Origin of the sequence: Motilimonas sp. 1_MG-2023, from assembly GCF_030547455.1 — a bacterium.
In the GTDB taxonomy this organism is placed as follows: domain Bacteria; phylum Pseudomonadota; class Gammaproteobacteria; order Enterobacterales; family CBDFNC01; genus Motilimonas.
Genome location: NZ_JAUOPX010000052.1, coordinates 1 through 23,772 on the forward strand (window position 1 = coordinate 1; position 23,772 = coordinate 23,772).

Genomic DNA, 23,772 nt, shown 5'->3' on the forward strand with positions numbered 1-23,772 from the left:
GCCAATGGTGATCTGTCACCAGTGGAGTTTGAAAATTCTCAACTAAAGGTGTCCAGTTTTGGTTGACCAGAACAATATTTGATCGTCTAAACCAACATCATGATAGTAAACGCGGTACTTATCTTTAACATTACCGCAGTCTAGTGGCGTTAAGGTATGTAAATCCGCATCAGAGATAATTTTAAGTACAGCGCCTGAGATAACAACAAAAGCACGCAAATTATCTCTAACTATTATTCCGCCTTCAAATATCTTAAAGCTGGAAACATCGACATCTATTACTCTGAGTTTGTTGTCATAAATAGCGTAAACATTGGATTTATCTTTAGCAAACAACCAATGATCAACAAGAAAATGAAAGGTTGCTAAATCGACTTCTGGAATGCAGCTGGCACCGACATACAGTACCCCCTGACAATGGCCAAATATACTCTGATTCTGCAGATACATGACTGAAAAGAAATCTGGTTTTGCATTTTCAAGGACTTGACCTTCAAAATAAACTCGCTGCCGATCACACCAATAACCATTTCCTGACTCGGATAAACACCTAAATGAACGAGGTTCAGCACCTAATACTGTTTCACCTTTGAAAAAAATATCAACGCCATCAGTCCCATAACCAGATAGGTTATTTTCACCTTCCACATCTAACGATCTAAAGTTATAAGCAATAGCGGGGATTGATCTACCATCATAGTAAATCCAATCTAGACATCTCAAATACCGGCCACTAGAAGCAATATCAATATATGCGCCAGTGTGGAACAGAAAGTACGAGGAGAGCCAAGGAACAGTCATTAACATGATGAAATAATAAATATAATGATACGGTAAAGGCAAACCAGCACTTCCATGCATCAGAGTCTGAAATAGAAGCCCGCCAGCAAGTTGGCAACAGCAATGTAAAGTATGCCAACATCCAGATCGTAAGCGAAACATATATCAAGAAAATGAAAAATTCAGGTAGTGACAACACACCTGCGATGATCATTAATCCAATCCAAAGGTTTTTTTACACCGCTCTGATTGCTCATACTTATCCCTTATTTAAGAGGCGTTCAAATACACCAATAAAGCCAATCCCTAACGCATAAGCCACCAAGTCCAGCCAATCAAATGTTGCGCCAATGATGATCCGCGCGGCTTGGTGGTCTTGTAGCCCGAGTAAATTGATGAATTGAAAGTACTGCAAAGCCTCAAGAGAGCAAGCAAATGCTAAAACAAATATCGCGATGCTTTTTTTGGAGCAAGATAAGCAAGCCACCAAAAGTAAATACAGCCAAATAACGACTAACACATCGCCAAGGAATGGCCGAATAAATGAGTCACGAATAAATAGGGCGATAACAATTAAGGTCAGCAATAGTATAAGACTGCAGACAAAATAACGGGCGTTGAATCTAAACAAAATAATAGCTCTGTAACGCGAAGAGCACCGGATAAGCAAAATGCGTAATCACGAAAATTCGGTCATGAATAATTAGCGTCGCAGTATAAATCAAATAAAAATAAAAAAGGAGCCATTTGGCTCCTTTTGCATATTGAGGTTACGTTTAACTTACAAACCTGAAATGTACTCTTCCATATCGGTTTTTAAGTTATCTGATTGCGTACCAAAAATAGCTTGGACACCGTCACCTGCTACAACCACACCTTTTGCGCCTAGCTCTTTAAGGCGGTCTTTGTTAACCGCATCAACACTTTTTACGCTGATTCTTAAGCGCGTAATGCATGCGTCTAGGTTGGTGATGTTCTCTTTACCACCAAAGGCAGCGACTAGCTCTTTAGACATTTCAGAACTTTCTACCGCGGCGCTTGTGTCTGCTACATCATCTTCACGACCAGGTGTTTTTAGATCGAGTTTAACAATAGCGACCCGGAAGATAACGTAATAAAGCGCGGCATAGCACATACCCAATAATGGGAACATCCAGCCTTTATTTGAGTTAGCGAATAGCACCACAAAGTCGATTAGACCGTGTGAAAAAGAGGTACCGTGTACCATGCCTAACATATTGGTTAATACAAATGCAGAGCCTGCCAATACAGCGTGGATTGCATAAAGCACAGGCGCTACGAATAAGAAAGCAAATTCGATAGGCTCAGTAATACCTGTTAGAAAGGAGGTAAGCGCAGCGGAGACCATAATGCCACCCACTTTTGCTCGGTTTTCAGGTTTTGCTGTGTGCCAAATGGCAATCGCCGCTGCAGGCAGACCATACATTTTGAACATGAAACCACCCGCTAATTGACCAAAGCCATTGCCGGCAGCACGAGATGCGTCATCCGCTACTTGATAACAGGTTAAGATACCGTTACGCACAGCGCCAGAAGAGTCGAGACATTGACCCGCTTCGAAGAAGAACGGCACGTTCCAGATGTGGTGTAAGCCGAATGGAATCAAACTACGCTCAACCACACCATAGATACCAAAAGCAACGGTTGGGTTTTGATTAGCAGCCCAGTGTGAGAAAGTAGCAATCACGCCACCAATTGGTGGCCACACAACAGAAAGTACAACACCCAATACGATGGCAAGGAAACCTGTGATAATGGGCACTGCGCGCTTACCAGCAAAGAAACCAAGGTAATCAGGTAACTGGATACGGTAGTAACGATTAAATGCCCACGCCGCTAATGACCCCGCTAAAATACCGCCAAGTACACCCGTCTCATAGTTTTTACTAATCGCCGCCTTAAGCGTGGCTAAATCGGCTTCCGATAACACTTGGCCCGCCGCCTTGGCTGCCTCTACCGCTGAGTTAAAGTCTAACCCCGCCATGACACTTAATGTTGCCTTCATAATGCCGAAACCAACGATAGCAGCCAATGCAGCAACACCGTCGTTTTTAGTGAAGCCTAACGCCACACCTACAGCAAATAACAAGGCCATTTGACCAAATACTGAGTCACCCGCGTTCATCATTAGCTGGGAAACAAGATCTGGAAGGAAACTAAACTTGGCGGCACCCACCCCAAGTAGGATACCTGCAACAGGTAACACTGATACTGGTAGCATCAGTGATTTACCCACTTTTTGCAGATTTGCAAACAGTGCTTTAAACATATCAACTCTCCTCGATTTAAAATTTCACCGGACTTTGCCGCCATATAACATGGCCCCAGCGCATGAGTTAATTAAAGCACAGGATTGAGGAATGGAAACTTGTTACAGTTCAAAAACTTACCCCTTGCAATGTAACAAAGAGTAACAATTAAAAGCCTTTAAAAACAATTAGTTGAATTGAGCAGGGCGATAAAACAAGGAACTTAGTTACCAAGTAGGAACACAGGTCACCAACGGTAACGCTTATTTAAGTCAAATATACTGAATTCAAGTTAAATAAGCGCAGATATCATACGGAAAAGCGGTCAATACCACATGTTTTTAGCACGCGTTCAAAATCAGCAGGCAAGGGGGCATCAATAACAGTGGCGTGCTGCGTTATCGGGTGAGTTAATGCTAACTGCGCAGCATGTAGCAATAGGCGGTGGTTATTAAGCTGCTGCTTAGAGAACGCATTCTGTTTGCCATCACCATGACTGGTGTCACCTATAATGGGGTGGCGCAAATGGGCTAGGTGTCGCCTTAATTGGTGTTTACGCCCTGTTTTTGGCATAAGTTGCATCAAACTAAAACGTGCGGTGGCGTAGCGACCGACTGCAAACGGCAATTCAACTTGCTGTAAACATTGATATTGCGTTACCGCCTCTTTGAACGTTGCAGCTTGGCTAGCATGCTTATCTGCTATTTTGTCTAATTCTTCTTTTAATGGGTAATCAAGTTCACCATCGCCACACCAACCACGCACTAGGGCATAATACATTTTTGTTGGTGCGCGCTCAGCAAACTGTTCGCTCATCAGCCTAGCCACGTCAGAGCTTAGTGCAAACAACAGTACGCCCGAAGTAGGACGATCAAGGCGGTGAATGGGATAGACATATTGGCCAAGTTGGTCGCGTAGCATTTGCATGGCAAATTGGGTGGCGCCTTTGTCCAGCCAGCTGCGGTGAACCAATAACCCTGATGGCTTATTAATGGCAACTAAATACTCATCTTGATAAACAATGTCCAGTAATGAGACGGGCTCATCTTGAGTTAAGAGTGTATCTATTTGGCTAATGATCCGCATCACCTCATCGGTGGGTTTAGTTTCTAATTTAAATGCTTCTTCTGCCATTGGCAGCACAGCAATCTTACTTGGCAACGGCATTTGTTGCTCTGCCATCAAGGACAATTTGGGGTGAAACACAAACTGTAACCATTGCGCAAAGGTTAACGTATCAACACAAAACGGCGCTTGACTGGCAAGGGCCTCATCGCTTGGTATGTCAGCTTGCCACAACTGGGCTTGCTGCATCGATTGTTTAAGTTGTGCCAATAAGGGTAACAAAGATAAGGCTTGACTCATGATGTCCTTGGATTATCTGTGGTAAATTTGCCGAGAATATACCATCTGAAGCGCTTAGGCCCTATAATCCATAGCCAATTTATTTGCTCACTTGATGTTTGGTTGTACTGATTATGAATATTCACTCGCTTACTGATTTTCTCGATAAAGCCCAATGCCAATTTAGAATTTATGATCTTGGTAGAAAAGTAACAAAAATCAGTGCCAGTGATTTCAAAAAAGTAGAGTTGAACCAAGTTCCCTACCCTTACCCATTGCAACAACATGCGTGGGTTGCCGTGGTATTTTGGCAGGTGAATAACCCACAGCATTATATTTGGTTTTTGAAACTGCCTTTGGACGAGCGCGGCTTACTGTTAGCCGGCCCACAAACGCACTTTATTCAACTGGTGGTTGAAGCCCTTGGCGCCAGCTTAGAAAAGCAACCCGATGAAAAACAGCAAGAGCGCCTTGCTAACAACCCTTACACTTTTAAACCGGCTGAGCATAAAACGGCGGTGTTTCATGCCAAATTAAATCTTGATCTAGTGCGCCCTGCTTCTCGTTACTATGAGCAGGCACATGCTTATTTCAGTGGCCAACTCGATTGGCAACAATGGCAACAGTTAGGTATGCAAGGGATCGCTGACGTTGCGGTGCGCTTAAAGCAGGATGATAATGAAACACATATTGGCAACGCATTAACTCGGCTACCAGACACCCCCTTGTGTATTTTACTTGAAGCATTAGAGCACCAAAATATGAGCACTCAACTTACTGAAAAATTAGTTGAGCTGGCTCAGGCCAAACTAGCTGACAAGCCGCAAGTCGCCACTTTGGCACTGCGCGCCATATCATCAAGTAAAGCCAAAGGTTTGCGCCAAATGCTACTCAAGCAGCAGCTAGCTTCTAGTTTAGGGCAAGACCCACAATGGTTTATCGCAGTTGCCGCCCGTTGTTGGCAAGACTTAGTCGAACCCGATTTTTTAGCACAATACCTTGAACAGTTGGCGGTCATCGATCATGGTCAACTGTTTGTGCAGTTATTTGCAGATCTTGTGGCACAACCTGAATTACGTCATTTACTGTTAGGAAAAATTCGTGAGCCAGAGCGAAGCCCTGCACTCAATCACGCCATTGGGCTTTTGTTTGGCTAATTGATGCCAGAACTTTTGAATAATAATTTGGAACTAATGAATGTCTGATTTATTTTGGCTTTTTGCTATTTTCGCCATCTGTATCTGGTTTTGGCAGCAACGTAAACAAAACGAGCGAGCTCAAGAGCTGATTGAGCAACGTTGCCAGCAGCTTGAACTGCAATTGGTCTCTGTCGCCCGTGATAACATTTGTTTTAAACTGGGTGAGCACTTTTTGGAACAAACTTTTGTGTTTGAATTTAGCAGTGACAGTGAAAACTGCTATCAAGGTTACCTACGGTTAAGTGGCCAACATAAATATCACTTTGATATCCCGCCATACCGCATGATTTAGTCGGTAGTTTAAACCGTTATATCCCTTCAAGACTATGCACCTAACGCCTTTGTTATCGAGTTAAAGGAGTGAAGGTGCAAAGCCCTCCAGCCAGACTATACTTGAACAAATGAGCCGCAGTATGGAGGTCCCAATGGACTACTCAGCGCACAACGTTTCGAGCCTATTTGCCCAACTAGGCTTAAAAAATGACGAAGTTAGCATTCAGCGTTTTACCCACCAGCATAAGCTAGACAATATGACGTTATTGGCAGATGCCCCCTTTTGGAATAGCACCCAAGCAGAGTTTTTGCGCGAACAAATTTGGCAAGATTCAGATTGGGCAGAAGTAATCGATCAGTTAGATTTAATGTTAAGAAGGTAAAAATATCGTACTATACGATCTTTCTCTCGAGCCCAGAACAAATCATGGAAGACGCAATAAGAGCCGCACAGCAAATCGCTAAAACGGGTAAAACGCCCAGTGTAGGATTAGTAAAAGCCAAACTGCCGAAAGGCTATCCTTTACCTAAAATTATTGGCGCCTTAAAAGTTTGGCAAGACCATCCTGAAATCACTGATTCATCGCCCAATAAACCCGTCACGCAGGCAGCCGTTGAAGATGACTTAGATAAGCGTATTCAACAGCAGATTACTGCTGCAGTTGCTTTACTTAATCAAGACATTGCTGAGCTGCGCAGTGAAATAGAAAAACTCAAACAAAATTCATAATCATGTATATCAATGACGTAATCTTCGAGTGCTATCAAGACACGACTTTTGATCAAGTTGAGCGCAGCATTAACCAATATTTAGATGCATTACGCTATCAAGGTCAGATCCTTGGTCGTGAGTTTCCGATTGCAATCAAAGACGGCTACTTTCAACTGCGCTTGGTAACGCCAGAGCCAAATAGCTTACACGGCTCTTTTTTAAGCCCGCAAGGCAAAAAAGCCATTGAAGGCTTAAAACAAGCAGGCTTATTAAGCCCCAAAATAAAGCTCGTTGGTGAAGACCTTAACTCACAGGCCAGTGCTGATACTCAACCACCTTGGCAAATTCTTTATACTACCTATGTGCATACTTGTTCACCCTTACGCAGTGGTTTAGATTTATCCCCCATTCCGCTCTATCAAATCCCAACCATTGCTAATGGCAGCCAAAAACAGGCCATAAAATGGCAAGAAGATTGGGAAGCTTGCGATCAATTACAAATGAATGGCTCAATTTTGGAGCATGGCGCGCTACATGAAATAAGTAGTACAGATTCTCACTTATTTCGTCGTGGTTATGACTTGGCTAAGCGAATTGAATACTTAACTAAAGTGCCTACTTATTATTATTTGTATCGTGTCGGTGGCAGCAGTTTAGCTCAAGAGCAGGCGCGCACCTGTCCTCGCTGTCAGCAAGACTGGCGTTTACCTGAGCCTGCGCTTGATATCTTTGATTTTAGGTGTGAGCCGTGTCGGTTGGTCTCAAACTTATCTTGGGACTTTAAAAAGTAATGCCTATGCAGCGGCTTTTCCGCTGCTTGGTTTAAACTTTATGCTGGCGACAATCGCGACAAAAATTCAGGTAAACTGGCTGCTAATGAGCGAATTTTACCTTTCCCCAACTGCTCCAAAATAACTTCACCAGTTTCATTCACCACTGAAATGATTTGCATTTCATCTTCGCAACTAGCAATAAAAATAGTGTCAGGCTGTTTAATACGCCGCTGCATTAAAACATGTGCAATAATATTTTCTTGTAGTCGTTCAAAATCATCTTGGTTCCATGCCTGAATCAACTCAAGTGGGTATTGGTTCACCTCAGCAGACGAGAAAGTACAAGCAATGCTATCAGCAAACCACTGACAATAAAAAGCGCTGATATCGGGGTGGATCTGGCATTCCAAAGCCACTGCGATATTGTCAAAGTTGACATTACTCGGATTTGGCTCTGGTTGCCAAGTGATGATGCCATTAACCGCGCCACTGCGCTGACATGGTGAAGGCCACTGTTCGTCAAATTCAACTTCTGGCCACTGATTTTGCTCTGCCCAGTAGGCCTGACAACGCTGTAAAAAGTCGGATAATTCTACAAGAGAGGGAGATAGTGCCACTGCTTTATTGCCTATTTTCAGTTAGAATAATGCCATTGTAACTATTATCGTCAAACAATGAAAAAATCATCTCGCTACGAAAACGCATCGATACTCGATACCTTATCGCTGGGTCAAGATACTCAATATGACTCAGACTACAACCCTGCTCTACTGCAAGCTGTACCACGTTCACTCAATCGTGATGACTTGCAACTTCAGGCACAAAATTTACCCTTTCAAGGGTTTGACCTCTGGGGTTTATATGAATTGTCATGGCTTAATAGCAAAGGCAAGCCGGTAGTCGCCACGGCGCATTGTAAAGTCGATGCAAACAGCGAAAACTTAATTGAGTCAAAATCCTTTAAGCTTTATCTCAACAGCCTAAACCTGCACAAGTTCGATTCTCATGACGCGGTACTTGAAACCCTTACTCGCGACTTATCAACGTGCGCTCAAGGTAAAGTTGAAGTGACGCTCCATACTAATCTTGACCAAAATTATGAATCGCTTGGCAGTTTTGCTGGTACTCTGATTGATGAGCTAGACATAGAGGTCACTGAGTTTGCGTTTAAACCTGAATACTTAAAAAACAGTACTTCCCAGATGGAAGTGAACGAAACCCTATATAGCCACTTGCTCAAGTCTAATTGCTTGGTCACTAATCAGCCTGATTGGGGCAGTGTTCTGATTAAATATCAAGGACCGAAAATAAACCAAGAGCAGCTGTTACGCTACTTAATCTCATTTCGTCAGCATAATGAGTTTCATGAGCAATGTGTTGAGCGTATTTTTCAAGACATCAATCATTACTGTAAACCAACAAAACTTACTGTTTTTGCACGATATACACGCAGAGGTGGTCTAGATATTAACCCATTTCGTAGTAACTTTGAGAGCGGGATAACAACCCCAAGACTTTTGCGCCAATAGTAGTTTTTTTGTCATGGGGCTGGCGGTATGATGCTTGCCAGCTACCATTATTGGTTTTACCGGAGAGCACACGTAATCTTGCGATCATTTCGAACACTAAGTCGCGTTGCCTTTAGTTTTTTATTGATTCTAGTCAGTTGGGTCACGCCAGCCTACGGCTATGAAGACATCACAGCAATGGAGCTGAATGATGAGCTTTCGGCTGCCAATGACTTAAGCATAAAAGCACCATTAAAATGTATTGAGCTGATCGACGCTTATCTCGGTAAAAACAAATCTCAACTACAACAAACTAAACAAGGATTTGTTTTTAACGATAGCTTTTCACTGGCCAGTAACAACAACAGCAGCATCGTAAACGCCTTCCAAATAAAATCGAAATGTTATAAAAAACTTAAAAATATTGACCAAGCCATGGTCAATATTGAAATTGCGATTGAACTGGCACAAACCAGCTCTCTGCCTTTTGAACTGGCCCAAGCAAAACTAAGTTACGGCAGCTTGCTGTTTAATCATACCCAACGCCATGTCGATGCCTTACTTGAAGTACAACAGGCATCATTACAAGCCGATAGTTCAAGCCACCCCCTGACAGATGAGTTACAACTATCTATTCATCTCGCATTGGCTGACTTTTACACCCAAAAAGATAAATTCCAACAAGCAAATCAAGAGCTAGAGAACGCGAAAACCATTGCCAACAAACTCGATAAACCTCAGCTCATAGCTTGGCTAAATTACTATTGGGGTCGCTACTATATTCGCATTTCACAACCACAATTGGCATTAAGCCATTTTGTTGATGCAAAAAGCATGGCAGAGAATGCTGAGAACTTTTTGCTGATTGCAAAAGCAACTTATGAAATCGCCGACATCTATCGACTGCAAGGCAATAAATTAGATAAAGCACTGCATTACGCTAACTTGTCGGCAAACGCATACCAAGACTTAGGCGATGACAGAGAGTTAGCTTACGCGCAAATTTATATGGCGATATTACATCGTCAAAACCAAGAGTATTCATTATCGATGGTGTATTTTTGGAATGCGGGCGATTTATTACAAGGCTTACAAGACTTAACTGGTAGCGCCTTGTGTAATTTTGAAATGGGTAAAACCTTTTTAAAAATGCACAGCGTTGATGAAGCACGTAATTATCTTAATTTAGCCCGTTTTCAATACAGTAAGATGGATAACGCCAAAATGTTAGCCGATACCTTGTTACTGTTAGGGCGACTCAACATTGAACAAGGCGAAGCTGGCATTGCTCGCATTCAACTTGAAAAAGTATTAGCGCTGAGCGAATCACTGTCATTTTTAGAGCAACGTGAACGCGCTTATGAGCTGCTTGCTGCAGCTTATGAACTAACAGGTCATTACAAAAAAGCCATCGAAAACTTTAAACAGTTTCACGCCCTACAAACCAAAATTAAACAATTAGAATTCACCCTAGAACAAAACAAGTTCAATGAACAATACCAGCTAATTGAACGCACGCAGCAAATTACCGTTTTGGAACAAGATAATCAGAAATTAACCAGTAAGCTCGAAGGCTTTCTATTGGTGTGTGTTGTGATAGCTACCATATTGCTGGTATTGCTTTATCGCTATATTCACAACTGGCTAAAATTAAAACAACTTAAAGCCGCAAGTCAAACCTTGATCACGCAGCTTAACCACCACCCGCACACCCTATTACCTTGGTGGTCAAGTCAGCTTAAGAGTGAACAATTTACTAAACCGAAAGAAGCAACAACGCCCCAATATTATGCGTTAATATCCATTAATTTTTTAACCGATCTCTACGAGAAATACGGTGCGTTAAAAGCACAACGCATCGAAAAAGAGTTTGGCGTTTATTTGCAAACACACCAACCGGAACAATCTGCTTTTTATCAAATGCGAGATAATCAGCTGTTGTTTATTACCCATAAAACCGAAGACAGTGATGCCGAATCCCTCGCTCAGTTTCTCACTGATATATTGGCTCGCTTTACTCATAAATATGACCTTGCCCCCAGTATAGCGATAGGTATCGTTAACCATCCTTTTTTACCTAAAGCTGAAGCTGCGATTGATCATAAACGAGTGAGTGATTTAGCTTGTTTGGCTTTGCTCGGTGCCAAACAAATACAAACACCAGAGGAAAGTGCTTGGCTGGAATTATTCGCTATAGACTGCCCACAAGCTGCATTTTTTAATGGTGATATTTGGCAATTAGGTCAACAAGCTATTGCAAAAGGTCTTGTCAAAATCAACTGCAGTGGTGATAAGAGCCAATTAGTATGGCCAATCATTCAAGCCAGTAATAATATGAAGCTAAAACCTGCTTTCTAAACTTGCTTTCACTAGCATAAATGCACAGCTTGACTTGTGTGAACCAATTAACTGATGCAAAATGAAATTAGAGAACGGACTGTAGTATTGACAGGAATTGTCATTGAAAGCACCAACCCAAAAATGCGTCATTATACGGAGCAACGGCGGAGAGCCTCTCAAAGAGAAATCGCATTCACTGCCAGTACGCAATAATGCCAACCAATCTAGGGCCGACATGGAAAATAAATTAATCATTCAATTAATTGAACGACTGGCTCTCAGTGCACAAAACCACGACACAACGCTTGATGAAAAGCTAGAGCGTTTAGTGACTAAGCTGCAAAGTGTTAGTGAAGTCGGCAGTGCCTTAACTGAGGCCCATGAAGTTGAACAATATTTATTAAAAAACCCCATATCTATTAAGCCGGCATTAACAGAACTAGATAAGCAAACCTATTTAGCTGCAGAAAAACTACAGCAATTTAAAAGCTTACCGGGTGCAGTCCGTGGCAATATTCGTGAGTACCTAAGCCGCCCCTCCTCTGAAATATTAAGAGATCACCAAGATAAGCTGGCTATATTGGTTGGTTTTTACCAGCAACTGCTCAATTATCAAGAACGCCCTGCGCCTGATTACTTAAGAACACATCAACAAGAAGAAAAAACCACAGCTGCCAGCATCGATCCACTCTCGCACAAACGCATCTGCGATGAATTACAACGGCTAATTACTGAGCTCGATTTTGCTGGTGAGTTTGGCGAAGCACTGGCGCAAATACGAAACCGGATTCTTTCGGGGATTAACCCCCATGAGTTAGCCAGTGTATGTTTAGAAGTCATCAACCTGATCATAGATGGTACTCGGGAAGAGCGAAAAGCCTCTCAGGCATTTCTTTACTCACTAAATGAAAGCTTAACCTCGTTTCATCAGACGTTTTGCAGCTCAGTCAGTGAGTCTCGTACCCTACGCAACGAACAGATTGAAATAAATGAGGACTTACGTGCCCGTTTGCGCACCATGGGCCTGCAAGTAGACAATACTAATGACTTACTGCAATTGAAGTTATCTATTCAGTCGCAATTGAAAGAAATAACGCGATTACTGTCTGAAAAGGATAGCTTTGAACAACGCGAGAAAGAATTAGAAAAACGCTTAGCAGAGATGGAAAATAAGCTAAGTTTAATGAAAGAAGAAACCTCTGAGTATAAAAAAAGACTCAGTGCGCAAAAGCATAAACTGTTTTTAGACAGCTTGACACAAGTGTATAACCGCGCCGCTTTAGACGAACGTCTTGAGCTTGAATTTAAGCGCTGGCAACGCTACGAGCATCCTTTATGCTTAGCCATCGTTGATATTGACCACTTTAAATCAATTAACGATAACTACGGACACATGGCTGGTGACAAAGCATTAAAAGTGATTGCCCGAGCGTTACAAAAATCGTTAAGAGACACTGACTTTATTGCCCGCTTTGGCGGAGAAGAATTTGTAATTTTAATGCCAAATGTAGAAACCAAAGATCTACAAGGTCCACTAGACAAACTACGCGAAACAATTAAAGGGATCCCCTTTAAATTTAAAGATAATCGCGTTTCCATTTCCGTCTCCATTGGTGCTACAGCCTTTAAAGACGGAGATCAACCATTAGATGCTTTTGAGCGAGCTGACCAGTCACTATATGATGCTAAACATCAAGGTCGTGATCGAGTGGTATTAAGCATTTAGCAATTCACAAACAATAAAGCTATACTAATCAGAAAGTTAAAGAGGCAATTTTGCCTCTTTGTTATTAGGGGGTCACTATGATCACACACATTAGCCCCGTTGGTAGTATGGATCTACTGTCACAGCTAGAAGTAGACAGATTAAAAAAAACCGCTACCAGCGACATTTATCAAATGTATCGCAACTGCTCTTTAGCCGTCTTAAACTCGGGCAGTAAAACAGACAGCAGTAAAGAAATTCTCGAAAAATACGCCAACTTTGAAATTAGCGTGATACGTCGTGAGCGCGGAGTAAAACTTGAGCTATTCAACGCACCCGAGCATGCCTTTGTCGATGGCGAACTTATTTATGGTATTCAAGAGCATTTATTTTCCGTACTACGTGATCTTATTTACGTTAACAGCCAATTGCCGCAAACCATCCCCACCGATGAAGAAGAGTTAACAGCCTTTACCACCAATAAAGTGTTTTCGATTTTACGTAACTCTCGAGTGCTACAACCGGGCATTGACCCAAACATAGTTGTTTGCTGGGGCGGTCATTCTATCAGCGATATAGAATATGCCTATACCCGTGAAATTGGCAGCCAACTAGGCTTACGTGGCTTGAACATCTGTACCGGCTGTGGGCCTGGCGCCATGGAAGGGCCGATGAAAGGGGCCACGGTAGGTCATGCTAAACAGCGAGTAAAAAGCGGCCGCTACATTGGCTTAACTGAGCCGAGCATCATAGCTGCTGAGCCACCTAATCCAATTGTCAACGAGTTAGTCATATTACCTGATATCGAAAAACGCTTAGAAGCCTTTGTGCGCATGTCTCATGGTATTATTATTTTCCCTGGCGGCGTGGGCACGGCTGAAGAGCTACTCTATATTTTGGGCATCATGATGCATCCAGAAAACAGACGCCAGCCATTGCCCATTATTCTGACAGGGCCAAAAGAAAGCGAAGAATATTTCAGAACCATTGACGACTTTATCGGCAATACGCTTGGCTTTGAAGCCCAACGCCATTACCAAATTATCATTGATGATGCCGCCAGTGCAGCCCAAGTTATTAAGCAGGCAATGCCTAAGGTTAAAGATTATCGCCGCGCTATTGGCGACGCTTATTCGTTTAACTGGTCGCTAAAAATTGAACATGATTTTCAGGTGCCATTTATTCCTAATCACGAAAACATGGCCAGCCTTAATCTTAATTTAGATCAAGAGCCACAAGTATTAGCCGCGCAGTTGCGCCGTGCTTTTTCAGGGATTGTCGCTGGTAATGTCAAAGATGAAGGTATAAAGGCGATTGAAAAAAATGGTCCTTTTCAAATTGATGGCGATCCAAAATTGATGAAAATGATGGATAAACTGCTACAAGATTTTGTAAAGCAAAATCGGATGAAGTTGCCAGGAACAAAATACACACCTTGCTATGAGATAGTTAGTAAATAATATGGGTAATACTTTACTGATCGTGGATGCGATGAATCTAATCCGTCGCATCCACGCAGTTTCCGAATCACAACAACCCTCAGAGAAATCACAGCTAATTGCCACACTTAATGGCGTGGTCAATAGCTGTAATAAGCTACTAAGGCACATTCCTTCTACTCATGTTATTGCTGTATTTGATGGTCAACAACCCAGTTGGCGCAGCGAAGTATGGCCCGAATATAAACAAGGCCGAACGCCAGCTCCCACACCACTGGTAGATTTTTTACCTAATATTCAAGATGCCCTCTTAGCCAATGGCATTGAGTCCTTAGTTAGTGAGCAAGATGAAGCTGACGATTTAATTGCTACCTTGACATTAACAGTGGCAAAAAATAATAAACAAAGCTGTATTGTTTCAACTGATAAAGGCTTTTTTCAACTTCATCAACCTCTCATAAAACAGTATGACTACTTCACTCACCAATGGTTAACTGCTGAGCAATTTTGTCAGAAAACGGGCATTAAACGAGATCAGTTAATTGATTATTGGTGCTTAACAGGTGTAGGCAGCAGTAATATAAAAGGGGTTCCCGGTATTGGCCCTAAAACAGCCACGAAACTATTAGGACAGTATCCGTCACTTGAAATGATGCTTGCTAGCCAAGATGAAACCGATAAAGCATTAAATAAAGTCAAACTGCACAGTGAAGAAGCGTTAGTGAGTAAAAAATTAGTCATACTAAAAGCTGATATTCCCTTAGGTTTTAACCTGAAAGATATTCGGTATAGCAAAATAATCAATAAGAAACTGCCATAAAGATCTTGCTCTGCTACCTTTAAATAAAAAAGCACTTTTCCATCATCCTGTTAGCTCTCACATAAAAGTAAGGTTAACTATGACATTTGAACGAATTGCGCTAATCCCAAGCTTGTATGGGGAAGAAGTACTAACACAAGCGATGGTCCAAGCCTTAGATAAAATTGGCTCTGGTGTCATTTTACAGGTAGCAACATACCCTCAATCTACTGAGCTATTGCAACAAACTTGTGAATTAATCCAAGATAATCAGGTTGCCTTGCTTGGCCCACTTAAAGAAGGCAGCCTTGAAGAAGAGCAGTTGAAGGAGCAATTGCAAACCCCACTCGGGTTATCGGCCGAGTGTTATTATTTGCTGTATTTTCCTGCTGGTCCCTTTCAGCCGTTTCAGGAACAAAACTTGATTTACGATATGCCAAAGGCAGCTGGTTTCAACTTAAGGTCTCATTACCAAGCATTTGCCCAACAAGCTTTACAAGCTGCTCGGCTAAAACAAAAAAGTATTATTACTGTGGTTGATGAAGCAGCTGATGCTTCTGAACTACTTAATGCTATTGAGCGAGCGGTCGCAACAGAGTACAGCGACCTAGAAGTTCAATTTAGCAACATAGATGAAGTCAGCCGTAACTTAGCCAGTGACAACGAGCGCTATAACTTTTTAATTACTCATCATTTATTCGGTAAAGAAATCAAAAATCAGCTATATGGTAAACCCGTAGCAAAGCGGCTTTGTGCTAAGTCGCACCTTGGTAGTAGCGGGGCCTTATTTTATGCTGTTGAATTAGCCAATCCAGAGCCACCTGTAGATGATCCAGCCTCGTTAATACTAGCATCGGTGAATTTACTTGAATTTCTAGGAAGAGATAACGAAGCGGAAGCAATACTGAGTGCATTAAGCCAAACCATTTCATTTGATGATCGGCTAACTTCTGCATTCGGTGGCCATCATAGCGGCGCAGACTTTACTCAGGCAGTATTAGAGAGGCTATAAGAAACAAAAGGTAGACGAGACTAACACCTCCTCTACCTTTTTCATTTTAAAAATAATTAACCCGGCCTCTGAAGAAACAAGATAGTATATTTGTCTGCAACACGGAGGTTACTTACTAAAATCTTTCCAACGGACATGCACTGTTACTTCTTCGCGGTCGTGATACAAGTGCTTCACTTGATAATCAAAGGCATCTTCACCTAGACGTTGTGTCATCATATCCAAGCATTCTTTTACCGCATAGTAGCGACGCTTCATCGGTAATTTGAGATTAAAAATAGCCTCTCTACAATAAGCTTGCTCAAGCCAATCAGCCATTAGTTTTGCCACCCGGTGCGGTTTTTCAATCATATCGCAGACTAACCAGTTCACATGAGTATGCTCAGGGTATTTCACCTTTTTACCCTGCTCATTTTTACCCGTTAACCAAGTAAGGTTACGAATAAAAGGCTGGAATTTAAAACCATCATCGGCGTAGTACTTAACTTGCCCGGTATCCATTAGCGACTGGGCAATTTGACCATTATCAACTGCAGCCACAAACATACCACGGCGTACTAACTGATAAGTCCAGCCTCCTGGACAGGCACCTAAATCGACCGCTTTCATGCCTGGTGCTAAGCGCGTTTCTTGCTCTTCTTTAGGAATAAAGAGTTGGATTGCTTCATCAAGCTTTAAAGTTGAACGACTTGGCGCGGCGTTTGGAAACTTAAGGCGTGCGATGCCCATATAAAATGGAGAGCTATTATAGGTAATTGAGTAACCTAAGTACGCAGTTTGATTATCCAGAAAACAAACATGATAGCGCGGTTTACGTCCCTGCTCTTTAGCCGTAATTTTGTTAGCTTTACGTAATGCTGCGCGCAACGGCACCGTAAACTTGCGACAAAAAGTCAGCAGCGGCTTGGTTTCATCACCCTCAGGTGTCTCCACCCAAATATCTCCACCTAAAGGTAAAGATTGCGCAGCAGCCAAGATTGGCGTGATCCGATCATTAACATCCATACCTGACACTAGTTCAGAAACAGCAATCATTTGCCGAGCAAACACCAAGCGGAAAAAGTTAAGTTGTTTAATTAATATCTCAGCATGACTAGGATCGTAACATTCAAAATAAACATAACCAGATTGACTCTGCGTTTTCACAAAACCAAAGCAATCTAATAACGCCGCTTGATCTTGGATCTCAGCAGCGCAGTCACTTTCAAAACCGGGGCGACAGTACAGCAATAAGCCCTTCATTGTTTATTTCCTCTTAACGCGATCATGGCTAAACATAGCCAGCCTAATATAAAACTTCCACCGCCAATGGGGGTGACGAATGCAGGCAATTTATGCCCACTGAGCGCCCAATAATAAAAAGAGCCACAAAATAGAACTAACCCCACCACAAAACAGCAGCAAGCGTAATATGATAACCGATAACGACCATCCTGTTGGATAAAAAGTGAGATAACCGCGCACGCTAAGATAGCCAGACTATGATAAAAGTGATACTGCAGTGCCATTTGGACGTAACTAAATAACTGTGCATCAAGTTTGCCACTTAACCCATGGCTAGCATAGGCACCAAAGCCAACAGCAAACGCGCCACTTAAGCCCGCCAATAAAAACATCACTCTCGTGCCCAGCATATTACTTTCCTTCAAGGTTACAGCTTAAAATAAACTCACTCACTAGCGTGATCGCCTGCTGCATATGTTGCTCATAACTATAGCCGGAGCTTTTTCTCGGTTTAAAGCTGTGATCGCCATCAGCCAGAAAATGCAGCTGAATCGAAGACGATAAATCATAATCTTTTACTTCTGCTTCACTGCCCATAGTATCGCGATCACCTTGGATTAATAAACACGGCTTATTTAGGTTGGCTAAATGTTCACCTTTAAGGCGCTCAGGCTTACCTACAGGGTGAAACGGAAACCCCAAACAAACACCAGCAATCACCTCGGGCTCGGCTAATAAATGGCTTGCGATACGCCCGCCCATGGACTTACCACCAATAACTAAGCGTTCGCCAGTAAAGTCGGTCAACACCTCTTTAAAGGCTGCTAACAAGATTGGCGCCTTATTGGGGGGTAAGCGGCGCTCCTCGGCTAACATTTGCTGCATGTAAGGAAAATTAAAACGCACCACTTTAATGCCCTGCGCAGCAATACCTTCGGCCATGGTTACCATAAAAGGGTGCGCCATGCCGGCGCCTGCACCATGGGCAAAAATAAAGGTATGTGAGGCATCCGCTGGGCCGTCGATAGTGTATTTGTTCATCAATTTACGATCTCAATTAAGTTGACGGGATCACTGCGTTTCAATAATACCGTCTAATTCTTTTTCTTCTTGCTCAACCAGATTGATCATCCAGTCACGAAAGGCGGCCACTTTTCCTAATTCTGCTTGGCTTTCTTCACACACCAAATAATGGCATTTCTTACTCACTAAAACTTCACTGAATGGGCACACTAAACGCCCAGCATCAAGCTCAGGCTTGGCTAATACGTTGTGTCCAAGCGCAATCCCCTGTCCGTGAATAGCAGCTTGCAACACCATAGATGAGTGACTAAAAATCGGCCCTTGATTCACATTTGGGAAATTTACTCCCACCTGTTTCATCCAGGTTTTCCATTCTTTGCGTGACGAATCATGTAATAAAGTGTGCTGGCTTAAATCCGCTAATGTCTCGAGCTTTTTTTTACCTTGTAATAAGGCCGGTGAGCACAGTGGTAGCAAGTACTCTGCATGTAACTTATGGCAACGTAAGTTAGGCCAATGGCCGCGGCCATAATAGATAGCTAAGTCCACTCCTTCACGCAGTGAACCTTCATCTTCATCCACAGCTTTTATCCTGACATCAATCTCAGGGTGTTGTTCACTGAATTTTACGAGCCTAGGCACCAGCCATTGTATGGCAAAACTCGGCTGTAAGCTTACAGTAAGAGAGCCCGTCGCCGTTCGTGCCAATAATTTTTCGGTAGCATTACCTAAACTTAAGAAAATTTCCTTTAGGTCTAAAAAGTAACTTTGCCCTTCTTCGGTCAAGCGCAAGGCACGGTTACGGCGTTGAAACAACTTTAGTCCTAAGTGCGTTTCTAATGCCTTTATTTGGTGACTAACCGCAGCCTGGGTGACAAATAACTCATTGGCAGCACGGGTAAAACTCAGGTGACGAGCAGCCGACTCAAAGGTTTTCAGGGCATTGAGTGGCGGTAATCGATTAAACATCCGCATTCCATTAGAAAAACTAATGCCAAATATTATAAATTGTCGTTTGTTGTATCACCAGCGAAAGACTATATTTCTTTACGCAACAAAGGCTATATGTAAAAAGCAGTGTTTTTCTCTATGCTCTCGCCTTGTATTTTGTAACAAATATTTTACAAAATACCTTACTATAGCTAATGGTTTGCAATGTTGTGTTTGCACTCATAGGTCATTCTATGAAAGGTTATATTATGACGTGGCCAATGCCGGTAATTTAGCCTTCTTCTGTTTAGCTACAGTTAAACGCTGCCTACCTAGGTGGCGTTTTTTTTATGGCTCTTTTTTACCGAGTGACAATAAAAAAGGCTGCACTAGGCAGCCTATTAAAGAGCTCTCAAGCCAACCGACTTATGCCGTCTCAATTTTGCTAAAGCTTTTCACTAATTCATCCATCTGTTTAACTTGAGTAAGGAATGGCTCAAGCTTATCAAGTGGCAGTGCACAAGGACCGTCACATTTAGCCTTATCAGGATCGGGATGAGACTCTAAAAATAACCCCCCTAATCCTTGCGAGATACCAGCCAAGGCTAGATCAACGGTTTGAGCACGACGGCCATCAGCACTGTCAGCTCGACCACCAGGCTTTTGCAGAGCATGAGTGACATCAAAAATAACCGGGTATTGGGTTTCTTTCATAATGCCAAAGCCCAACATATCAACCACTAAGTTGTTATAGCCAAAGCTGGTGCCGCGTTCACATAATATGAGACGGTCATTACCTGCTTCTTCAAATTTAGTCAGTATGTGTGCCATTTCATGTGGCGCTAAAAACTGCGCTTTTTTAATATTAATGACTGCATTGGTTTTTGCCATCGCTGCTACCAAATCGGTCTGGCGGCTCAAAAATGCGGGCAGTTGGATCACATCCACGACCTCTGCAGTGGGTGCCGCTTGATAAGGTTCATGAACATCAGTGATCACAGGAATATTGAAGGTTTGTTTAATCTCTTCAAATATTTTTAAGCCTGCATCTAAACCTGGACCACGGTAACTATTAATTGAAGAGCGGTTAGCTTTATCAAATGACGCCTTGAACACATAAGGAATGTTTAGCTTTTGGGTCACTTCAACATAGGTTTCTGCCATTTTCATCGCCAAATCGCGCGACTCCAGCACATTCATGCCCCCAAAAAGGACAAAAGGAAGCGAGTTACCCACTTGTACATCGCCAATTGAAATAATTTTCTGACTCATAGTTAATCCTTAATTCAGACTTAATGCATAACTGTTTCGGAATGATCCATTTGCTCTATTTTTAGCTTAAGTAAGCCAATTGAAGGATCGTTTGGACACTTATCAATAAAGTAGTTGAAGTCATCAACAGCAACATTAAAACAATCTAACTCATGAAATATAAAGCCGCGATCACGTATCTCAAACGGGTCACCAGGTGCTAAACGTAATAAAATATCAGAGCAACGTAGCGCTTGGTTAAATTGGTGCTCTCGCAACAATGCGCCTTTTTTAGTGTGTAATAAGCGCTTGATAATAGATTTAATGTCATCGGGCTTTAAGTCTTGCTGTTTTAAACGAGCAAGATCGCCCTTAGCGCCGCGCAGCTTGAGTTCCATTTGTTGCCAAGATAACAACTCACCGTTAAAAGGGTCAATGTAGTGGAAATTATTATCGACATCTATTCGAACCAAAAAATGGCCAGGGAAACAAATGCCGTTAGCCGTGACACCTGATTGACGTAAAAAATGCACCAGCAAGATCCCTAGTGTTAACGGGGTTCCCTTGCGCTTTAAGATGCCTTGACTAACGAGGGTGTTTTGGTAATCAAAAAACTGCTGCCAATCACCACTAAATTGCCATTGTTGGAAAAAACACGCCAACACGTCTTGCCAAGTTTGGCTGCTGCTATCATTGCGCGCAGATGACCTGTCTGCTAAATAGCAAGCGAGTTGAGTTGACAATTGCGCCAATTCTGCCTCTACCTTGGCCATATCGAGCTCACCTAATTCTTGCTCGATCATCAATGCCATATCGAGCAAGCTCACTTCTGGCATGTCTTTTTCGATCAACTTAATCACCTTATCCCAACAACATAGGCTGATGCTTTACAGCCAAATGGGCCATATAGCCAATCCAACTGATAGCACCGATAAATGCAAACACTTTCATACTCTTAGTTCGGCCACCTTTAAGGGCCATATATTGCAAGAGCAACACAGCAACAAACGCCAATATTTTTTCAGTCAGCCAAACATTGCCTACAGTAAAAGGCATAAAGCCAGTCACCGCAATCAAGCCAGCACCTGTGATAACAAGGCCTGTAAGTGATGCCATATAAGCACCAATAATCCCTTTATTTGCTGCGAAGCGACTTGCGGTAAGTACAAATACAAAGCGCGCAATAAACAGTAAAATTGTTAATCCAATAAATAAAAAGTGACTGTGCTTTAATGCCATATACATGATCAGGGATTCCATTTTCCTAATGTAATGCGATCGTTACCACCGTAATCTTTTACCGTGTTTACGTCACAATAACCATTTTGGGTTAATAAGTTTCGCACGGCTTCGCCTTGGGCAAAGCCATGCTCCATGATTAGCCAAGCATTGGCTAATAAATATTCTGTTGCTTGCGTGGCAATAAACGCCAAATCAGCTAAACCTTTTTCTTTCGCCACTAATGCTGATAGTGGTTCAAACCGCACATCACCTTCCGTGAGATGATGATCGTCCGCATCAATATACGGCGGATTCGAGACAATCAGTGCAAACTTTTGCCCTGCAACCGGATCAAACCAACTGCCTTGCTTAAACTGTGCATTGCCAAGCTTTAAGTTGTTGCCATTACACTGTGCTAATTCAACCGCTTCGGGTTTAACATCAACCCCCGTCACCCTAACATGAGGCCACTCCGACGCTAATGCTAAAGCAATAGCGCCAGTACCTGAGCCCAAATCCAACACGCCTGCTTGCCTTAGCATGGGGTGATCAGAGGCCAACATTAAGGCTTGCTCAACCAACACTTCAGTATCAGGTCGAGGGATCAAAGTTGACGAGTTAACCATCAAAGGCAAAGACCAAAACTCACGCTGGCACACAATATGCGCAACAGGCTCACCTTGAGCACGGCGCGCCACCAAATCAACAAAGACAGCCTGCTGCTGTGGCTCTATTGCTCTATCCGGCCAGGTGTACAAATAACTGTCTGGCTTTTCAAGAGCAAAACAAAGTAAAACCCGCACATCAAGCGCTGGAGAATCAGAATGAGTTAATTGCTTTTGGCCCCAATTAAGGGCCGCAGCAATCGTCAATAATGGATCAGTCATTCTCTGCCAGTGCCGCCAATTGGTCAGCTTGGTATTCTTGTAATATCGGCTCAATCAAAGCATTCAAATCCCCTTCCATCACCTCATTTAAGCGGTATATGGTTAGATTGATACGGTGATCCGATACTCGTCCTTGCGGATAGTTATAGGTACGGATACGCTCAGAGCGATCGCCACTGGCCACGAGGCTGCGACGCATACTTTGCTCTTCCTCTTGGCGTTTGTCATCAATCGCAGCTTGTAACCGCGATTGCAACACACTCATTGCACGGGCACGGTTTTTATGTTGCGAGCGTTGATCTTGACATTCAACCACCATACCCGTTGGTAAATGGGTAATCCGAATGGCTGAATCAGTTTTGTTAACGTGCTGACCACCGGCGCCTGATGCACGGAAGGTATCTATTTTTAAATCAGCAGGATTAATATCAATTGCTTCAGATTCTGGTACTTCAGGCAGTACAGCAACTGTACAAGCCGAGGTATGAATACGGCCTTGTGACTCGGTTTCAGGTACACGTTGTACACGATGCCCACCCGATTCAAATTTCATCACGCCATAAACAGATTCACCTTCCATTTTTGCGATGATTTCTTTGTAACCACCTTGGTCGCTTTCGTTCATATTCACTATGCTCACACGCCAGCCGCGTTTTTCAGCATATTTACTGTACATACGGTATAAATCACCGGCAAAAATCGCCGCTTCATCACCACCAGCACCAGCACGAATTTCAATATAACAATCGCTGTCATCATTAGGGTCACGTGGCAGTAACAGGATCTCCAGTTCAGCGGTCATCTCAGTTAAGGCTTCTTTGGCGCTCGCCACTTCCTCTTCCGCCATTTCACGCATATCTGGGTCGTCATCTGACAACATTTCTTGCGCCGAGGCATAATCCGCCACCGCTTGGGTGTAAGCATCAAAACACTTCACCACGGTTTCCAGCTGTGAATATTCTTTATTTAATGCTCTAAATTGCTCTTGATTTGAAATGACATCTGGCTCGCTCATTAACGCCTGAACTTCTTCATAACGTTCTTTCAAGCCTTCCAATTTTGAAATAATGGACGGTTTCATT

General features: G+C 42.7%; 25 protein-coding genes and 1 pseudogene. 11 read left to right on the forward strand and 15 right to left on the reverse strand.

Annotated features, from left to right (window positions below; genetic code table 11):
- Nucleotides 1–42: 42 nt before the first annotated feature.
- The 5 genes and pseudogenes from Q4519_RS19140 to Q4519_RS19160 all read right to left on the reverse strand — a co-directional run.
- A complete protein-coding gene (locus Q4519_RS19140; RefSeq protein ID WP_303515079.1) occupies nucleotides 43–648 on the reverse strand; it encodes a DKNYY domain-containing protein in 606 nt (201 codons plus the stop codon).
- Between the two features lie 391 nt (nucleotides 649–1,039).
- On the reverse strand, nucleotides 1,040–1,366 hold the full coding sequence (locus Q4519_RS19145; protein ID WP_303515081.1) for a DUF2809 domain-containing protein: 327 nt from the start codon (nucleotides 1,364–1,366) through the stop codon (nucleotides 1,040–1,042).
- A 195-nt stretch (nucleotides 1,367–1,561) separates the two neighbouring features.
- On the reverse strand, nucleotides 1,562–3,070 hold the full coding sequence (gene ptsG / locus Q4519_RS19150) for a PTS glucose transporter subunit IIBC (RefSeq protein WP_232800221.1): 1,509 nt from the start codon (nucleotides 3,068–3,070) through the stop codon (nucleotides 1,562–1,564).
- 289 nt (nucleotides 3,071–3,359) lie between these two features.
- Nucleotides 3,360–4,136 carry a tRNA pseudouridine(65) synthase TruC gene (gene truC, locus Q4519_RS19155; RefSeq protein WP_303515127.1) on the reverse strand — a complete coding sequence of 259 codons (777 nt, stop codon included), beginning with the start codon at nucleotides 4,134–4,136 and terminating at the stop codon, nucleotides 3,360–3,362.
- A pseudogene (locus tag Q4519_RS19160) lies at nucleotides 4,119–4,415 on the reverse strand (YqcC family protein); the annotation flags it as partial. The pseudogene Q4519_RS19160 and the gene truC, both read right to left, overlap by 18 nt.
- A gap of 113 nt (nucleotides 4,416–4,528) precedes the next feature.
- Between Q4519_RS19160 and Q4519_RS19165 the strand changes: the two are divergent.
- The 5 genes from Q4519_RS19165 (at nucleotide 4,529) to Q4519_RS19185 (ending at nucleotide 7,369) form a co-directional block, all read left to right on the forward strand.
- A complete protein-coding gene (locus Q4519_RS19165) occupies nucleotides 4,529–5,551 on the forward strand; it encodes a DUF3549 family protein (protein WP_303515085.1) in 1,023 nt (340 codons plus the stop codon).
- 40 nt (nucleotides 5,552–5,591) lie between these two features.
- Nucleotides 5,592–5,885, forward strand: coding sequence for a DUF3301 domain-containing protein (locus Q4519_RS19170; RefSeq protein WP_232800219.1), 294 nt, complete (start codon nucleotides 5,592–5,594; stop codon nucleotides 5,883–5,885).
- 133 nt (nucleotides 5,886–6,018) lie between these two features.
- Complete coding sequence (locus Q4519_RS19175; RefSeq protein WP_232800218.1) at nucleotides 6,019–6,249, forward strand: DUF2789 domain-containing protein; 231 nt, start codon at nucleotides 6,019–6,021, stop codon at nucleotides 6,247–6,249.
- A gap of 44 nt (nucleotides 6,250–6,293) precedes the next feature.
- The gene (locus Q4519_RS19180) at nucleotides 6,294–6,596 is read left to right on the forward strand and encodes a hypothetical protein (protein ID WP_232800217.1); all 303 of its coding nucleotides are present in this window, start codon (nucleotides 6,294–6,296) and stop codon (nucleotides 6,594–6,596) included.
- Between the two features lie 2 nt (nucleotides 6,597–6,598).
- On the forward strand, nucleotides 6,599–7,369 hold the full coding sequence (locus Q4519_RS19185) for a Zn-ribbon-containing protein (protein ID WP_232800216.1): 771 nt from the start codon (nucleotides 6,599–6,601) through the stop codon (nucleotides 7,367–7,369).
- Nucleotides 7,370–7,407: 38 nt separating this feature from the next.
- On the opposite strand, the gene syd is transcribed toward Q4519_RS19185, so the two are convergent.
- Nucleotides 7,408–7,968 carry a SecY-interacting protein gene (gene syd, locus Q4519_RS19190; protein WP_303515091.1) on the reverse strand — a complete coding sequence of 187 codons (561 nt, stop codon included), beginning with the start codon at nucleotides 7,966–7,968 and terminating at the stop codon, nucleotides 7,408–7,410.
- 57 nt (nucleotides 7,969–8,025) lie between these two features.
- Between syd and queF the strand changes: the two genes are divergently transcribed.
- The 6 genes from queF to Q4519_RS19220 all read left to right on the forward strand — a co-directional run bounded on the left by queF (nucleotide 8,026) and on the right by Q4519_RS19220 (nucleotide 16,154).
- Nucleotides 8,026–8,880, forward strand: a complete 855-nt coding sequence (queF, locus tag Q4519_RS19195; protein ID WP_303515094.1) for an NADPH-dependent 7-cyano-7-deazaguanine reductase QueF — start codon at nucleotides 8,026–8,028, stop codon at nucleotides 8,878–8,880.
- A 78-nt stretch (nucleotides 8,881–8,958) separates the two neighbouring features.
- A complete protein-coding gene (locus tag Q4519_RS19200; protein ID WP_232800213.1) occupies nucleotides 8,959–11,217 on the forward strand; it encodes a lipopolysaccharide assembly protein LapB in 2,259 nt (752 codons plus the stop codon).
- A 103-nt stretch (nucleotides 11,218–11,320) separates the two neighbouring features.
- Nucleotides 11,321–12,925, forward strand: a complete 1,605-nt coding sequence (locus Q4519_RS19205; RefSeq protein WP_303515097.1) for a diguanylate cyclase — start codon at nucleotides 11,321–11,323, stop codon at nucleotides 12,923–12,925.
- A 77-nt stretch (nucleotides 12,926–13,002) separates the two neighbouring features.
- Nucleotides 13,003–14,364, forward strand: a complete 1,362-nt coding sequence (gene ppnN / locus Q4519_RS19210; protein ID WP_232800211.1) for a nucleotide 5'-monophosphate nucleosidase PpnN — start codon at nucleotides 13,003–13,005, stop codon at nucleotides 14,362–14,364.
- Between the two features lies 1 nt (nucleotide 14,365).
- Complete coding sequence (gene xni, locus Q4519_RS19215) at nucleotides 14,366–15,163, forward strand: flap endonuclease Xni (protein ID WP_303515099.1); 798 nt, start codon at nucleotides 14,366–14,368, stop codon at nucleotides 15,161–15,163.
- 79 nt (nucleotides 15,164–15,242) lie between these two features.
- Nucleotides 15,243–16,154, forward strand: a complete 912-nt coding sequence (locus tag Q4519_RS19220; RefSeq protein ID WP_303515101.1) for an isocitrate/isopropylmalate family dehydrogenase — start codon at nucleotides 15,243–15,245, stop codon at nucleotides 16,152–16,154.
- 108 nt (nucleotides 16,155–16,262) lie between these two features.
- Here the strand turns inward: Q4519_RS19220 and rlmM are convergent, their stop codons facing one another.
- The 9 genes from rlmM to prfA all read right to left on the reverse strand — a co-directional run bounded on the left by rlmM (nucleotide 16,263) and on the right by prfA (nucleotide 23,771).
- A complete protein-coding gene (gene rlmM / locus Q4519_RS19225; RefSeq protein WP_232800208.1) occupies nucleotides 16,263–17,396 on the reverse strand; it encodes a 23S rRNA (cytidine(2498)-2'-O)-methyltransferase RlmM in 1,134 nt (377 codons plus the stop codon).
- Entirely contained in the window at nucleotides 17,393–17,788 is a 396-nt protein-coding gene (locus Q4519_RS19230) for a DUF423 domain-containing protein (RefSeq protein WP_232800207.1), read from the reverse strand. The genes rlmM and Q4519_RS19230 overlap by 4 nt, the downstream gene beginning before the upstream one ends.
- 1 nt (nucleotide 17,789) lies before the next feature.
- On the reverse strand, nucleotides 17,790–18,419 hold the full coding sequence (locus Q4519_RS19235; protein ID WP_232800206.1) for an alpha/beta family hydrolase: 630 nt from the start codon (nucleotides 18,417–18,419) through the stop codon (nucleotides 17,790–17,792).
- Nucleotides 18,420–18,449: 30 nt separating this feature from the next.
- Nucleotides 18,450–19,370, reverse strand: coding sequence for a transcriptional regulator GcvA (locus Q4519_RS19240; protein ID WP_303515107.1), 921 nt, complete (start codon nucleotides 19,368–19,370; stop codon nucleotides 18,450–18,452).
- Between the two features lie 387 nt (nucleotides 19,371–19,757).
- Nucleotides 19,758–20,603: a 3-deoxy-8-phosphooctulonate synthase gene (gene kdsA / locus Q4519_RS19245; RefSeq protein ID WP_232800204.1), complete on the reverse strand. Its 846-nt coding sequence runs from the start codon at nucleotides 20,601–20,603 to the stop codon at nucleotides 19,758–19,760.
- Nucleotides 20,604–20,623: 20 nt separating this feature from the next.
- Entirely contained in the window at nucleotides 20,624–21,442 is an 819-nt protein-coding gene (locus Q4519_RS19250) for a SirB1 family protein (RefSeq protein WP_303515110.1), read from the reverse strand.
- Nucleotide 21,443: 1 nt separating this feature from the next.
- The gene (locus tag Q4519_RS19255; protein WP_303515113.1) at nucleotides 21,444–21,842 is read right to left on the reverse strand and encodes a SirB2 family protein; all 399 of its coding nucleotides are present in this window, start codon (nucleotides 21,840–21,842) and stop codon (nucleotides 21,444–21,446) included.
- Complete coding sequence (gene prmC / locus Q4519_RS19260) at nucleotides 21,830–22,690, reverse strand: peptide chain release factor N(5)-glutamine methyltransferase (RefSeq protein WP_303515115.1); 861 nt, start codon at nucleotides 22,688–22,690, stop codon at nucleotides 21,830–21,832. Before prmC ends, Q4519_RS19255 begins: the two co-directional genes overlap by 13 nt.
- The gene (prfA, locus tag Q4519_RS19265) at nucleotides 22,683–23,771 is read right to left on the reverse strand and encodes a peptide chain release factor 1 (RefSeq protein WP_232800200.1); all 1,089 of its coding nucleotides are present in this window, start codon (nucleotides 23,769–23,771) and stop codon (nucleotides 22,683–22,685) included. Before prfA ends, prmC begins: the two co-directional genes overlap by 8 nt.
- Between the last annotated feature and the right edge of the window lies 1 nt (nucleotide 23,772).

Coding starts and splice junctions, on each gene's coding strand:
- ptsG (WP_232800221.1), bottom strand. CDS start 3,070: ATGTTTAAAGCACTGTTTGCAAATCTGCAAAAAGTGGGTAAATCACTG.
- truC (WP_303515127.1), bottom strand. CDS start 4,136: ATGCGGATCATTAGCCAAATAGATACACTCTTAACTCAAGATGAGCCC.
- Q4519_RS19165 (WP_303515085.1), top strand. CDS start 4,529: ATGAATATTCACTCGCTTACTGATTTTCTCGATAAAGCCCAATGCCAA.
- Q4519_RS19170 (WP_232800219.1), top strand. CDS start 5,592: ATGTCTGATTTATTTTGGCTTTTTGCTATTTTCGCCATCTGTATCTGG.
- Q4519_RS19175 (WP_232800218.1), top strand. CDS start 6,019: ATGGACTACTCAGCGCACAACGTTTCGAGCCTATTTGCCCAACTAGGC.
- Q4519_RS19180 (WP_232800217.1), top strand. CDS start 6,294: ATGGAAGACGCAATAAGAGCCGCACAGCAAATCGCTAAAACGGGTAAA.
- Q4519_RS19185 (WP_232800216.1), top strand. CDS start 6,599: ATGTATATCAATGACGTAATCTTCGAGTGCTATCAAGACACGACTTTT.
- queF (WP_303515094.1), top strand. CDS start 8,026: ATGAAAAAATCATCTCGCTACGAAAACGCATCGATACTCGATACCTTA.
- ppnN (WP_232800211.1), top strand. CDS start 13,003: ATGATCACACACATTAGCCCCGTTGGTAGTATGGATCTACTGTCACAG.
- xni (WP_303515099.1), top strand. CDS start 14,366: ATGGGTAATACTTTACTGATCGTGGATGCGATGAATCTAATCCGTCGC.
- Q4519_RS19220 (WP_303515101.1), top strand. CDS start 15,243: ATGACATTTGAACGAATTGCGCTAATCCCAAGCTTGTATGGGGAAGAA.
- rlmM (WP_232800208.1), bottom strand. CDS start 17,396: ATGAAGGGCTTATTGCTGTACTGTCGCCCCGGTTTTGAAAGTGACTGC.
- Q4519_RS19230 (WP_232800207.1), bottom strand. CDS start 17,788: ATGCTGGGCACGAGAGTGATGTTTTTATTGGCGGGCTTAAGTGGCGCG.
- Q4519_RS19235 (WP_232800206.1), bottom strand. CDS start 18,419: ATGAACAAATACACTATCGACGGCCCAGCGGATGCCTCACATACCTTT.
- Q4519_RS19240 (WP_303515107.1), bottom strand. CDS start 19,370: ATGTTTAATCGATTACCGCCACTCAATGCCCTGAAAACCTTTGAGTCG.
- kdsA (WP_232800204.1), bottom strand. CDS start 20,603: ATGAGTCAGAAAATTATTTCAATTGGCGATGTACAAGTGGGTAACTCG.
- Q4519_RS19255 (WP_303515113.1), bottom strand. CDS start 21,842: ATGGAATCCCTGATCATGTATATGGCATTAAAGCACAGTCACTTTTTA.
- prmC (WP_303515115.1), bottom strand. CDS start 22,690: ATGACTGATCCATTATTGACGATTGCTGCGGCCCTTAATTGGGGCCAA.
- prfA (WP_232800200.1), bottom strand. CDS start 23,771: ATGAAACCGTCCATTATTTCAAAATTGGAAGGCTTGAAAGAACGTTAT.